This is a genomic window from Janibacter sp. DB-40, from assembly GCF_029510815.1.
GTDB lineage: Bacteria > Actinomycetota > Actinomycetes > Actinomycetales > Dermatophilaceae > Janibacter.
This window is the reverse complement of record NZ_CP120360.1, coordinates 383,846-396,446: the sequence shown is the minus strand read 5'-3', so window position 1 is coordinate 396,446 and position 12,601 is coordinate 383,846. Positions and strand designations below refer to the sequence as shown.

At 71.0% G+C, this 12,601-nt stretch carries 12 protein-coding genes; 7 read left to right on the top strand and 5 right to left on the bottom strand.

The window, feature by feature from the left end; translation table 11 throughout:
* Window positions 1-37 precede the first annotated feature (37 nt).
* Both PVE36_RS01925 and PVE36_RS01920 read left to right on the top strand, forming a co-directional pair.
* Window positions 38-961: a hypothetical protein gene (locus tag PVE36_RS01925; protein ID WP_277454236.1), complete on the top strand. Its 924-nt coding sequence runs from the start codon at window positions 38-40 to the stop codon at window positions 959-961.
* A 266-nt stretch (window positions 962-1,227) separates the two neighbouring features.
* Window positions 1,228-2,235, top strand: coding sequence for a helicase-associated domain-containing protein (locus PVE36_RS01920; protein ID WP_277455732.1), 1,008 nt, complete (start codon window positions 1,228-1,230; stop codon window positions 2,233-2,235).
* Window positions 2,236-2,248: 13 nt separating this feature from the next.
* Here PVE36_RS01920 and PVE36_RS01915 read toward each other — a convergent pair whose 3' ends face one another.
* On the bottom strand, window positions 2,249-3,190 hold the full coding sequence (locus PVE36_RS01915; RefSeq protein WP_277454235.1) for a hydroxymethylglutaryl-CoA lyase: 942 nt from the start codon (window positions 3,188-3,190) through the stop codon (window positions 2,249-2,251).
* Between the two features lie 35 nt (window positions 3,191-3,225).
* Here PVE36_RS01915 and PVE36_RS01910 point away from each other — a divergent pair, with 35 nt between their 5' ends.
* Window positions 3,226-3,582, top strand: a complete 357-nt coding sequence (locus PVE36_RS01910) for a hypothetical protein (RefSeq protein ID WP_277454234.1) — start codon at window positions 3,226-3,228, stop codon at window positions 3,580-3,582.
* The gene (locus PVE36_RS01905) at window positions 3,582-5,222 is read left to right on the top strand and encodes a DNA repair helicase XPB (RefSeq protein WP_277454232.1); all 1,641 of its coding nucleotides are present in this window, start codon (window positions 3,582-3,584) and stop codon (window positions 5,220-5,222) included. Before PVE36_RS01910 ends, PVE36_RS01905 begins: the two co-directional genes overlap by 1 nt.
* 190 nt (window positions 5,223-5,412) lie before the next feature.
* Here the strand turns inward: PVE36_RS01905 and ehuA are convergent, their stop codons facing one another.
* Genes ehuA through PVE36_RS01885 form a run of 4 tightly spaced genes read right to left on the bottom strand, consistent with a single transcriptional unit; the run spans window position 5,413 to window position 8,776 of the window.
* Window positions 5,413-6,225 carry an ectoine/hydroxyectoine ABC transporter ATP-binding protein EhuA gene (gene ehuA, locus PVE36_RS01900; RefSeq protein ID WP_277454231.1) on the bottom strand — a complete coding sequence of 271 codons (813 nt, stop codon included), beginning with the start codon at window positions 6,223-6,225 and terminating at the stop codon, window positions 5,413-5,415.
* On the bottom strand, window positions 6,215-7,135 hold the full coding sequence (locus tag PVE36_RS01895; RefSeq protein WP_346780610.1) for an ABC transporter permease subunit: 921 nt from the start codon (window positions 7,133-7,135) through the stop codon (window positions 6,215-6,217). Before PVE36_RS01895 ends, ehuA begins: the two co-directional genes overlap by 11 nt.
* Window positions 7,132-7,836, bottom strand: coding sequence for an ectoine/hydroxyectoine ABC transporter permease subunit EhuC (ehuC, locus tag PVE36_RS01890; protein WP_277454229.1), 705 nt, complete (start codon window positions 7,834-7,836; stop codon window positions 7,132-7,134). The genes PVE36_RS01895 and ehuC overlap by 4 nt, the downstream gene beginning before the upstream one ends.
* 4 nt (window positions 7,837-7,840) lie before the next feature.
* Window positions 7,841-8,776 carry a transporter substrate-binding domain-containing protein gene (locus PVE36_RS01885; RefSeq protein ID WP_277454227.1) on the bottom strand — a complete coding sequence of 312 codons (936 nt, stop codon included), beginning with the start codon at window positions 8,774-8,776 and terminating at the stop codon, window positions 7,841-7,843.
* Between the two features lie 298 nt (window positions 8,777-9,074).
* Between PVE36_RS01885 and PVE36_RS01880 the strand changes: the two genes are divergently transcribed.
* The 3 genes from PVE36_RS01880 to PVE36_RS01870 all read left to right on the top strand — a co-directional run bounded on the left by PVE36_RS01880 (window position 9,075) and on the right by PVE36_RS01870 (window position 12,558).
* A complete protein-coding gene (locus tag PVE36_RS01880) occupies window positions 9,075-9,791 on the top strand; it encodes a response regulator transcription factor (RefSeq protein ID WP_277454226.1) in 717 nt (238 codons plus the stop codon).
* 7 nt (window positions 9,792-9,798) lie between these two features.
* The gene (locus PVE36_RS01875) at window positions 9,799-11,253 is read left to right on the top strand and encodes a HAMP domain-containing sensor histidine kinase (RefSeq protein WP_277454225.1); all 1,455 of its coding nucleotides are present in this window, start codon (window positions 9,799-9,801) and stop codon (window positions 11,251-11,253) included.
* A 93-nt stretch (window positions 11,254-11,346) separates the two neighbouring features.
* Entirely contained in the window at window positions 11,347-12,558 is a 1,212-nt protein-coding gene (locus PVE36_RS01870) for a trypsin-like peptidase domain-containing protein (RefSeq protein ID WP_277454224.1), read from the top strand.
* The last annotated feature ends 43 nt before the right edge of the window (window positions 12,559-12,601 follow it).

Below are 12,601 nucleotides of genomic sequence, written 5' to 3'. Positions count from 1 at the left end.
AGCCGCGACGGGACGCCCGGTGATCTACCGTGGATCGGTGCGCTCCCTCGCCGAGGACATCCGCCACCGCACCGACGAGGAGCTGGTGGCCCTGCTGGAGCTGCGCCCGGACCTGGCCCGGCCGCAGCCGTCCGACCTGACCGCACTCGCCGCCCGCGCCAGCACCCGGGCGAGCACCGCCCGGGCCATCGACCACCTCGACCTGCCGCACCTGACGGCCCTGCAGGCCTGCGTCGTCGCCGGCGTCGACACCGCGGCGGTCGCCGACCTCCTCGGCACGGACGAGGCCCGCGCGACCGCCCTCGTCGACGACCTCTCCCGGGCGGCCCTGCTGTGGGAGTCGGCCACCGGGCGGCAGGTCACCGGCACCGTGGTCGAGGTCCTGGGCCCGCACCCCGCCGGCCTCGGCGCCACCGCCGCCTCCCTCGCGCACACCCTGCCGGACGACGTCCCCGCCGCCATCGAGTCCGTCGGGGCGGAGGCCGAGCACGTCCTGCACCGCATCGCCTGGCACGGCCCCACGGCGGCCCGCCCGTCCGACACCACCGGCCGTACCGGGCGGGCGGTCGAGAGCCTCGTCGACGCGGGCCTCGTCGTCGCCGTGGACGAGGAGCACGTCACCCTCCCCCGGGAGGTCGGCCTGGTGGTGCGCCGCGGACGGCTGCTGGACTCCCCGTCGACGACGAGGGGCCACCGCCTCCGACTCGTGCGATCGAGGACGTCGACCGGGCGGCCACCGCCGCCGCGACCGAGCTGGTCGCCCTCGTCGACGAGCTCCTCGACCGCATCGAGGAGATGCGCCCCCGGGTGCTGCGCAGCGGCGGCCTCGCCGTGCGCGACCTGCGCACCCTCGCCTCCCAGATCGACCTCGACGAGGCGAGCGCGACACTCCTGCTCGAGCTCCTGCTCGGCGCCGGACTCCTCGTCGACGACCGGGCCCTGGAGCCGACGTGGCGGCTGACCACCGAGGTGGAGGCCTGGCGGGCGCTCGACCCCGCCCACCGCTGGGTGGGGCTCGCGCAGCCGTGGCTGACCTCCCTTCGCTCCTCAGCCGTCCCTGCACCCAGGGACGGGAGCCGGGTCAACGCGCTGTCCGAGGGGTTCGTCTGGCCACCGATCCGACCGCTGCGGCGGGAGGTGCTGGCGATCCTCGCGGACCTGCCCGAGGGGTCCGCGCCCGAGCGCGACCAGGTCGTCGACCTGCTGCGCCGACGCCGCCCGCGCCGGATGCCCCGTGACGTCGAGGCGGTCGTCGCCGGCCTGCTGCGCGAGGGCGAGGTCCTCGGCGTCACCGGGCGGCACGCCCTGGGCACCGTGGGACGGGCCCTGCTCGAGGGGTCGGACCGGGCCGCCGGCACCCTCGCCGACCTCGTGCCCGATCCCGTCGACCGGCTCCTGCTCCAGGCCGACCTCACCGCGATCGTGCCCGGCGCACCGGTCCCCGAGCTGGCGGCCCTGCTGCGGCGCAGCGCCGTGCTCGAGTCCCGCGGCGGCGCGGGGGTCCACCGCTTCACCGAGCAGAGCCTGCGCGGGGCGCTGGACTCGGGCTGGACGGCCGACGACCTGCTGGAGTCACTGGCCCGGTTCAGCGCCACGGAGGTGCCCCAGCCGCTGGACTACCTCGTGCGCGACGTCGCCCGCCGGCACGGCCAGCTGCGGTCCGGGTCCGCCGGCAGCTACCTGCGCGGTGACGACCCGACACACTTGGAGGCGCTGCTGGCCCACCGGGACCTGGGTCACCTGCAGCTGCGCCAGATCGCCCCCACCGTGCTCATCTCCCCCGTCGGGCCGGCGGTGCTCGTCGAGGCCCTGCGCGAGGCCGGTCAGTCCCCCGCCCTGGAGAGCTCGGGCGGCGTCGTCTCCACCCTCCCCACGGCCTCGCGGGTCCCGCCTCGTCGGGACCGGCCGGTCACGGAGGTCCAGCCCGACCCGGCACCCATCGTCCTCTCGCGGCTGCGCGAGGGTGAGCACGTCGCCGAGCGCCAACGGGCCCGGCCGGGCGACGGGTCACCGGTGATCCCGGCGCTCGACCCGGCGAGCATCTCGGCCCTGCTGCGCGAGGCCGCTGCGGACGGCCTGCCCGCCTGGATCGGCATCACCGACTCCGTCGGCGCGACCAAGCGGGTCCTCTTCCACCCGGTCGCCGTCGACGGCGGCCGCGTCGTCGGCGAGGTCGACGCCCGACCGCAGGTCTACTCCCTGCACCGGATCACCGGGGTGGTCGTCGACGGCTGAGGCCGTCGCGGCCTCAGGCCCCCGAGAGCGCCTTGACCACGCGGGAGGGCGACGGCTTGCCGAGCTGCTCGGCCATCCACACGCTGGTGGCGACGAGCTTGTCGAGGTCGAGGCCGGTCTCCACGCCGGCGCCGTCGAGCATCCAGACGAGGTCCTCGGTCGCGAGGTTGCCGGTCGCGGACTTCGCGTACGGGCAGCCGCCGAGGCCGCCCGTAGAGGCGTCGACGACGCTGACCCCGGCACGCAGGGCGGTGAGCGTGTTGGACAGTGCCTGCCCGTAGGTGTCGTGGAAGTGCACGCCGATCCGGTCCACCCCGATGTCGCGCTGCTCCAGCGCGGCGAGCAGCGCCTCGACGTGGCCGGGGGTGCCCGTGCCGATGGTGTCGCCGACGGAGAGCTGGTCGCAGCCGAGGTCCATCAGCTCGGCGCACGCATCGGCGACCCGGTCGACGGGGACCGGGCCCTCCCACGGGTCACCGAAGCACATCGACACGTAGGCGCGGACCCACATCCCGGCGTCCTGCGCCCGCTTGACGACGGGCGCGAACATCGCGACCGACTCCTCGCGGGAGCGACCCAGGTTCTTCTGCGCGAAGGTCTCGGTCGCGCTGCCGAAGATCGCCACGGCCTCGACCTCGGCCTCCATCGCGCGGTCCAGCCCGCGCTCGTTGGGCACCAGCACGGGGCGAAGGGGGCCGCGGCCCAGGTCGTCGAGCTCGGCCAGCAGCTCGCTCGCGTCGGCGAGCTGCGGAACCCACTTCGGGTGGACGAAGGAGGTCGTCTCCACCGTCTCCAACCCGGCGTCGACGAGTCGGCGGATGAACTCCGCCTTGACCGCCGTCGGGACCGTGTCCTTCTCGTTCTGCAGACCGTCCCGGGGTCCGACCTCGTACACGGTGACCTTCGACGGCAGTCCCGTCATCGGCTCCGACTGCGGCAGTGCACTGGACGACATGGGTCCATTGTGGCGCATCCCGTACCGTGGGACGCATGACTCAGGATCCCAACCAGCTGCCGGACTACCGGCCCGCCGCAGCCGGTGGACCGGGTCAGATCCCGGGGACCGGGCAGTACGCCAACCCGACGCCGGCGAACACCTCGACCGTCGCGCTGACGATCGTCTCCGGGGTGCTGACCATCTCGGGGATCTGCTGCATCGTCGGCATCGTGCCGCTCGTCCTCGGCGTCATCGCCCTGACGCAGAACTCCAGCGACCCCGCCCAGGCCGCCAAGCTGACCCGGATCGGCTGGATCGTCCTCGTCCTGCTCAGCGTGCTTCTCGTCCTGGCCGTCATCGGCGCCGTCGTCGGGGTGATGTACGGCGCCTCGACCGGGGTCTCGCTGTGATGACCGACGGCGCGCTCATCGTCCAGAGCGACAAGACCCTCCTGCTCGAGGTGGACCACGACAAGGCCGCCGATGCACGGCGGGCGATCGCCCCCTTCGCCGAGCTGGAGCGGGCCCCGGAGCACATCCACACCTACCGGGTCACCCCGCTCGGCCTGTGGAACGCCCGCGCCGCCGGCCACGACGCCGAGCAGGTCGTCGACGCCCTGATCACCCACTCGCGCTACCCCGTCCCGCAGGCGCTGCTCGTCGACATCGCCGACACGATGGACCGTTACGGGCGCCTCGTGCTGGAGAAGGACGGCGACCAGCTGGTCCTGCGCACCACGGACCGCGCGGTGCTCACCGAGGTGTTGCGGCACAAGAAGATCAAGCCGCTCATCGGTGAGCAGCTCTCCCCCGACGAGGTCGTCGTCCACCCCTCCGAGCGCGGCACCCTCAAGCAGGAGCTGCTCAAGGTCGGCTGGCCCGCCGAGGACCGTGCCGGCTACGTCAACGGTGAGGCGCACCCGATCGCCCTCACCGAGGACGGCTGGAGCCTGCGGCCGTACCAGCAGCACGCGGTCGACGGGTTCTGGGACGGCGGGTCCGGTGTCGTCGTCCTCCCCTGCGGCGCCGGCAAGACCCTCGTGGGTGCGGGCGCGATGTCCGCGGCCAAGGCCACCACGCTCATCCTCGTGACCAACACCGTCAGCGCGCGGCAGTGGCGCGAGGAGCTGCTCGCCCGCACGACGCTGACCGAGGACGAGATCGGCGAGTACTCGGGCGCGCGCAAGGAGGTGCGCCCGGTGACGATCGCGACGTACCAGGTGCTCACCCTCAAGCGGAAGGGCGCCTACCCGCACATCGACCTGCTCGATGCCCGCGACTGGGGGCTCATCGTCTACGACGAGGTGCACCTGCTGCCGGCGCCGATCTTCCGGATGACCGCCGACCTGCAGGCGCGGCGGCGTCTCGGGCTGACCGCGACGCTCGTGCGCGAGGACGGCCGCGAGGCGGACGTCTTCTCGCTAATCGGCCCCAAGCGCTTCGACGCTCCGTGGAAGGACATCGAGTCGCAGGGCTACATCGCTCCCGCCGACTGCGTCGAGGTCCGGGTGACGCTCAGCGACGCCGAGCGGATGGCCTACGCGACCGCCGATGCCGAGGACCGGTACCGGCTGGCCTCGTGCTCACCGGCCAAGCCGCGGGTGGTCCGGCAGATCGTCGACCAGCACCAGGGGGAACCGACCCTGGTCATCGGGCAGTACCTCGACCAGCTGCACGAGCTGTCCGAGCAGCTCGACGCGGACCTGATCACCGGGGAGACCCCCGTGAAGGTGCGCCAGGAGCGCTTCGCGGACTTCCGCGAGGGACGCACCAGCCTGCTCGTGGTCTCCAAGGTCGCCAACTTCTCGGTCGACCTGCCCGAGGCGACCGTGGCCATCCAGGTCAGCGGGACCTTCGGCTCGCGCCAGGAGGAGGCGCAGCGCCTCGGTCGATTGTTGCGCCCCAAGGAGGACGGGCGCACCGCGCACTTCTACACCGTCGTCGCCCGCGACACCGTCGACGCGGAGTTCGCCGCCCACCGCCAACGCTTCCTCGCCGAGCAGGGCTACGCCTACCGGATCGTCGACGCCGACGACCTCGCAGGAGCCTAAGCAGTTGCAGCCGTCGCGCGCAGGAGCCTAAGCAGTTTGCGGCTGTCACGCGCAGGAGCCTAAGCAGTTGCGAAGGGGGCCGGTCCCGTGCGCGGACGGGCGACAGATGGGTGCGGCACGACTCAGGGAGCGAGGAACGAGCGACCAAGTGGCGTAGCCATTCGTCACTCGGGCGCGAGGAACGCGGGGGTCAGAGGATCGACTCGAGGAAGCGCTGGGTGCGCTTGTGCTGCGGGTTGCCCAGCAGGTCGTCGGGGGCGCCCTGCTCCACGATCTGGCCACCGTCGAACATCATCACCTTGTGCGAGACGTCGCGGGCGAACTGCATCTCGTGGGTGACGATGAGCATCGAGATGTCGGTCTCGTCGGCGACCTTGCGCAGGACGCCGAGGACCTCGCCGACGAGTTCCGGGTCGAGCGCCGAGGTGACCTCGTCGAGCAGCAGGATCTCGGGGTCCATCGCGAGCGCACGAGCGATCGCCACCCGCTGCTTCTGACCGCCGGAGAGCTGGCTCGGTCGGGCCCCGGACCGGTCACCCAGACCGACCTGCTCGAGCAGCTCGTGCGCCCGGTCCCTGGCCTGCTTCTTGTCCCTGCCCAGCACGTGGATCGGCGCCTCGGTGATGTTCTCCAGCACCGTCATGTTCGGGAAGAGGTTGAAGTGCTGGAAGACCATGCCGATCTTCTTCCGGGTGCGCGCGACCTCCTTGGGACGCAGCTCCACCCGCTGGTCGTTGCGCCGGTCGTGGGTCAGCGGCGCGCCGTTGATCCAGATGTAGCCACCGGTCAGGTGCTCGAGCGTCATGACCAGCCGGAGGATCGTCGTCTTGCCCGAGCCGCTCGGACCGATGAGCGTGACCCGCTCCCCCGGCGCGACGTCGAAGTTGAGGTTCGACAGCACGGTCGTGTCGCCGAACTTCTTCTCCACGTCCTCGAAGCGGATGACGGGGGTGCCACCCGCCGGCGGGGTGGGACGGTCAGTGGTCTCGGACTCAGTAGACAAGTGACTTCTCCAGCTTTCGGACGGCCACGGCCGTGATGAGGCTGGCGACGAGGAAGATCAGGCCAGCCAGGGTGAAGGCTTCGTTGTAGCGGAAGGTGTTCGCTCCGTACTGCTGCGCGCGGGTGACCAGCTCCACCACGCCGATGGCGAAGAGGTAGGGCGTGTCCTTGAACATCGAGATCGCCCAGTTGCCGAGCGACGGGAGCGTGGCCCGCAGCGCCTGCGGGAGCACGACCGCGCGCCACGTCCGCCCCGTGGAGAGGCTCAGCGCCTTGGCCGCCTCCCACTGGCCCGGGTCGACCGAGGCGATGCCGGCGATGTAGGACTCGGCCATGTACATCGCGTAGTGCACGCCGATGACGGCGGTGCCCACCCACAGCAGCGGCCACTCGACCGGCACGAGGTAGTAGACGAAGATCAGCTGGACGATCAGCGGCGTCATCCGGATGACGTCCATCACCCACCGCAACGGGACGGAGAGGAGCCGCGGGACGCTCTCGGTCGTCACCGCCAGCACCAGACCGAGGCTCGCGGCGATCGCCGTGCCCACCACGGTGATGAGCAGCGTCGTCTTGACGAAGGTCTCGAGCAGGATCGGGAAGACCTCGGCGGCCGCGTCCCAGCTCCAGAACTGCGCGAACGACGGCGTCATCGACCACAGCTGGAGCGCGATGAGCACCCCGATGACGGCGAAGGCACTGAATACGTACCAGCCGATGCGGGTCAGCCGCTTGGCTGCCGGGTGGTCCTCGGCGTTCTTGCGCCAGGCGAGGAGCGCCACGACGAGCGCCGGCAGGCCGAGCCCGGCCGCGAGCGTCAGCAGACCGGAGCAGACGAGCAGCGTGATGTGCGATCGGGTCAGCGGCACCGACTCCCGGGTGGTGCCGTCGGTGGTGGTCGCGGTACTCACAGGCTCGCCCCCGCTCCGGTGTGCGCACTGCCCACGGGCATCCCGAGCTTGCGACGTGCCCGCTTCTCGAGCACGCGCACGCCCTGGGAGCCCAGCAGGGCGATCAGGTAGTAGATGAGGAATCCGACGCCGTAGGCGAACAAGGTCGACCCCGTGTCCTTGCGCAGCTCGTCGACCTGGAAGGCCAGGTCCTGCAGGGAGATGAAGAGCGCGACCGCGGTGCCCTTGATGAGCATCACGAGCAGGTTGTTGTAACCGGAGAGCATGAGTGCCCAGGCCTGCGGCCAGATCACCCGGCGCATCCGTGTCAGCGGCGGCATGTTCAGGGCGGTCGCACCCTCCCACTGGCCCTTGTCCACGGAGTTGATCGAGCCGCGCACGATCTCCGCGCCGTAGGCGCCGTAGTTCAGGCCGAGGGCGATGATGCCGGTGAGTACGGCATCCATGCTGACGTCGAAGAGGATGGGGAGCACGTAGTAGAGCCAGAACAGCTGGACGACCAGCGAGGTGCCCCGGAAGAACTCGACGACGACCGTCGAGACCCACCGGACGAACCCGACGGGTGCGATGCTCAGCAGGCCGAGCGTGACGGAGATGATGAAGGCCAGGAGCGCCCCGCCCAGGCTGAGCTGCAGCGTCGTGATGACACCGTCGGTCAGCTCGGGCAGGGCACTCCTGAGAACATCCAGATTGTCAGTCACCGGGTCAGTCCGGGACGGCCTCGGACTGCTCGGCGTCGGGCAGCTCGCCGGCGCAGAGCTGCTCGGTGGTGATCTCGCCCTTGGGGCGCTCGGCGTCGGTGAAGCCGAACTCACCGACGACGTCGGTGAAGGCCTGCTCGTCGCCGACGATCTTGTCGATCTCCTTGTTGTAGGCCTCGCGCAGCGTGTCGTCGTCCTTGCGGAAGACGGTCGCGCCCGCACCGACCTGCTTCTTGCCGTCGACGATGGCGGTGAACGGCTCGGTCACCTCGACGGGTGCGTCCGGGTTGTTCTCCGCCATGGTGCGCAGGGAGATACCGGTGAGCGCGAAGGCGTCGGCCCGCTCCTGCACGACCGCGTCCATGCCGTCCTGCGGGCTGCCCACCTCCATCTTCTCGATCCCGAGCGTGTCGGCGTATCCGGACTCGATCGCACCACTCATGACCGCGAGCTTCATGTCAGCGTCTGCGACGTCGTGCATGTCGTTGACGCCCTCCGGGTTGCCCTCGGGCGTCATCAGGGCCGTCGTATACATGATCTCCGGGTGGCCGAAGTCGGCCTGCTCGCACCGCTCGGGCAGGATCGACATGCCCGCCGAGATGATGTCGAAGCGGCCTGCGTTCAGGCCCGGGATGAGCGAGCCCCACTCGGTCTGCACGCCCTCGACCTCGTCGACGCCAAGCTCGGAGAAGACCTTCTTGTGGATGGCGATCGTCGCGCCGGTCAGCTCACCGTCCTTCTTGAAGGAGTAGGGCTCCTCGCCGGCGATGCCGACGGTGATGACGCCCTCGTCCTGGATCTTGCTGAGGGTGTCGCCGCCGCCCTCGCCGCCGCTGCCCCCGTCACCGGATGATCCCTCGGATCCCCCGTCACCACAGGCCGCCATCGTCAGGGCCAGGGCCGCCGCAGCGGTTCCGGCCAGCATTCGCGTGCTGCGCATGTGTCTCTCCTCCTCCTAGGTGGGCGCGGAGTCGTAACCCCACGCCGACGCAGCTCCCACCACGTCAGCGCGATCCCTGCGCACAAGGCGGGACGCCTTGCCCGAGAACCGCCCCCGATTCGGCATTCTCTTGACTTCAACAGGTCCGACCTCACCCCCACAAGTACCGCGGCCTGCTTCACACCCTTCGTTACGACACCGCAACCTGTTTCGTGGCCGCCGCGAACACCCCCGTGGCGCGGCGTCACCACAGCCTGCTGTCAGCAGACATTCAGGCTTCGGGCGCACACTCGATGGTGTGAGTACCCACGAGACCGACACCGGACCGAGCCCACGACTGCTCGTCGTGGAGGACGAGCCGAACATCCGCGAGCTCCTCGCGACGTCGCTGCGCTTCGCGGGATTCGAGGTCGACGTCGCCGGCGACGGGGCCACCGCGATGGACATCGTCCACCGCGTCGAGCCGGACCTGATCGTCCTCGACGTCATGCTCCCGGACACCGACGGCTTCGAGATCGCCTCGAGCCTGCGGGCCAGCGAGCGCCACCAGCCGATCCTCTTCCTCACCGCCCGCGACTCCCTCGACGACAAGCTCAAGGGGCTGACCGTCGGCGGTGACGACTACGTGACCAAGCCGTTCTCCCTCGAGGAGGTCATCGCCCGCATCCGGGTGATCCTGCGCCGCACCACGGACGTGCCCTCCTCGGAGTCGGTGCTCCGCTTCGCCGACCTCGAGCTGGACGACGACGCGCACGAGGTGCGCCGCGCCGGCGTCTCCATCGACGTCTCCCCGACAGAGTTCAAGCTGCTGCGCTACCTCATGCTCAACCCCAACCGGGTGCTGTCGAAGACCCAGATCCTCGACCACGTGTGGGACTACGACTTCCGCGGTGAGCTCGGCATCGTCGAGTCCTACATCTCCTACCTGCGCCGCAAGATCGACACCGGCGACCTGCCACCACTGATCCACACCAAGCGCGGATTCGGGTACGTCCTTCGCCTCCCCCCGGAGTAAGCACGCCGTGCAGCAGATCAACGAGCTGGTCATCAGCCGTCTGGAGAGGATGCCCCTCACCTGGCGGCTGATCGCGATCCTGCTCGCCATCCTGCTGGCGGCGCTGACGACGACGGCGGCGGCCACGGCCTTCCTGCTCCAGCGCGACCTCGAGCAGAACGTCGACGACCAGCTGCGGGCGGTGGCGATCCCCATCGCCGAGGACAACATCTCCTCCACCCGCGACACCGCCTTCTACGAGCGCAGAGCCAGGGGCGGACCGACGAACTTCTTCCTGCTGCACCAACCCGCGGACGGCTCCTCGTGGGAGTACCAGGGTCCGACCGGGGTGGACGTCCGTCCCGACGTCCCGCCCCTGGCCCCGACCGGCCAGCTCGTGCAGACCGGCGCCCCCTTCACCGTCGACTCGGTCGACGGAAACATGCGGTGGCGGGTCATCGCCGGTCGCTACACCGACAACTCGACCTTCGCCGTGGGGATGTCCCTGGCCGGTGTCAACCAGACGATGAAGCGCTTCACCATCGTCTCGACCGTGGTCAGCCTCTCGGCGGTCGTGGCCGGCGGGGTCCTCGGGTGGTACGCCACCCGACGGGCCTTCCGCCCCCTTCGCCGCATCGAGGACACCGCAGCCGCCATCGCCGCCGGCGACCTCACCCGGCGCGTGCCCGTGCGATCCAGCCACGACGAGGTGGCCAGCCTCAGCGACTCGCTGAACTCGATGCTCGTGCAGATCGAGCGCAGCTTCGGCGTCCAGGAGGCATCGGAGCTGAAGATGCGCCAGTTCGTCGCCGACGCGAGCCACGAGCTGCGCACCCCGCTGGCGACGGTGCGCGGCTATGCCGAGCTCTACCGGCAGGGCGCGGTCCAGGACCCCGAGCACATCGGGCAGGCGATGGACCGCATCGAGGGCGAGGCCCGCCGGATGGGCGGCCTCGTCGACGACCTCCTGCTCCTCGCGCGGCTGGACGACCAGCGCCCGCTGGAGTGGACCGACATCGACCTGGTCGTGTTGTGCGCGGAGACCGTGCACGACGCACGGGTGCGGATGCCCGAACGCTCGATCTCCCTCGTCGGCCTCGACGGCGAGCTGGAGCCGGTCACGCTCCGCGGGGACGACGCCCGCCTGCGCCAGGTCCTCGGCAACCTCCTGGCCAACGCCCTGATGCACACCGAAGAGGGGGTCCCGGTCGAGGTCGCCACCGGCGTCGACGACGGCAAGGCCGTCCTCGAGGTCCGCGACCACGGCGTCGGCATCGACCCGGAGGTGGCCGGCAAGGTCTTCGAGCGCTTCTACCGCGTCGACAAGGCCCGCTCCCGTGCCCGGGGCGGCAGCGGTCTCGGTCTGGCGATCGTGGCGGCGATCGTCGACCAGCACGACGGCACCGTGAGTGCGCACACCACCCCGGGCGGCGGCGCGACCTTCCGAGTCGAGTTCCCCACCGCGGCACGGCGGGCCCTCTGAGGCAACCGCGTCCAGCGACCTGTCAGCCAACGTCAAGGGACATTCGAACTGGGCAAGGCACGCTGGAGAGGCACCCACACCAAGGAGCCCACGATGGACCAGCAGCCGACCGCCCCACCGACGTCGTACCAGCCACAGCCCCCGCCCCCGCGCCGCCGCGGGCGGCGGATCGGTGAGCTGGCGACCGTCTCGCTCCTCTCCGCTGCCCTGGCGGCCGGCGGGACGTGGGGAGTGATCGCGGTGACCGACGAGGGGCCGGACGCCACCGGCGCCACCGGGGCGAGCGCGACCTCGTCCGCGTCCTCCTCCCAGACCGTCCCGGTCAGCTCCGGCGCGGAGGACTCACCGGACTGGAATGCCGTGACCGACGCGGTCACCCCGAGCGTCGTCGCCGTCGGGGTGCGCGGCCAGGGGGGCGGCGGCGAGGGGTCGGGCGTCATCCTCGACGAGCAGGGCCACGTGCTGACCAACAACCACGTCGTCTCCGGCGCCGGGCCGGACCCGCAGATCACCGTCACCCTGTCCGACGGCGCCACCTACGACGCGACCGTCGCGGGCACCGACCCCTCGACGGACCTCGCCGTCCTGACGATCGCCGACCCGCCGAAGGACATCGACCCGATCACCGTCGGATCCTCCAAGGACCTGCAGGTCGGCGACCCGGTCATGGCCGCCGGCAACCCGCTCGGTCTGGCCGGGACGGTCACCACCGGCATCGTCAGCGCCCTCGACCGGCCGGTCTCCACCGCCCGGAGCGAAGGGGGGCAGTCCCCCTCCGCGCAGCAGGGACAGCCGGTGGTGACGGCCGCCATCCAGACCTCGGCCGCGATCAACCCGGGCAACTCGGGCGGCGCCCTCGTCGACGCCTCCGGCCGGCTGGTGGGGATCAACTCCTCGATCGCCACCGTGGGCGCGTCCGGCCAGAGTGGCAACATCGGGATCGGCTTCGCCATCCCGGTCGACGAGGCCACGTGGATCGCCGAGCAGCTCATCGAGGACGGTGAGGCCGAGCACGCCTTCCTCGGCGTGGTGCCGGCCGACGGGACCGCGAAGGAGGGGTCGGCGACCCACAGCGGCGCCGAGATCCGCAGCGTGAGCGACGGGAGCCCGGCCGACGAGGCCGGTCTGGCCGAGGGTGACCTCGTGGTCGCCATCGGCGACTCCCGCGTGACCGGGGCCGAGTCCCTCGTCGGTCTGGTCCGCGCGCGCCAGATCGACTCGCAGGTCCCGCTGACCGTCATCCGCGACGGCGAGAGGATGACGATCGATGTCACGCTCGGGACGGCCCCGGAGCGCGACGCCTGAGCAATCACAGGGGAATCCCAGCCTGGTACCAGCGCCTCCCAAG

Coding starts and splice junctions, on each gene's coding strand:
- PVE36_RS01920 (WP_277455732.1), top strand. CDS start 1,228: ATGCCCCGTGACGTCGAGGCGGTCGTCGCCGGCCTGCTGCGCGAGGGC.
- PVE36_RS01915 (WP_277454235.1), bottom strand. CDS start 3,190: ATGTCGTCCAGTGCACTGCCGCAGTCGGAGCCGATGACGGGACTGCCG.
- PVE36_RS01910 (WP_277454234.1), top strand. CDS start 3,226: ATGACTCAGGATCCCAACCAGCTGCCGGACTACCGGCCCGCCGCAGCC.
- PVE36_RS01905 (WP_277454232.1), top strand. CDS start 3,582: ATGACCGACGGCGCGCTCATCGTCCAGAGCGACAAGACCCTCCTGCTC.
- PVE36_RS01885 (WP_277454227.1), bottom strand. CDS start 8,776: ATGCGCAGCACGCGAATGCTGGCCGGAACCGCTGCGGCGGCCCTGGCC.
- PVE36_RS01870 (WP_277454224.1), top strand. CDS start 11,347: ATGGACCAGCAGCCGACCGCCCCACCGACGTCGTACCAGCCACAGCCC.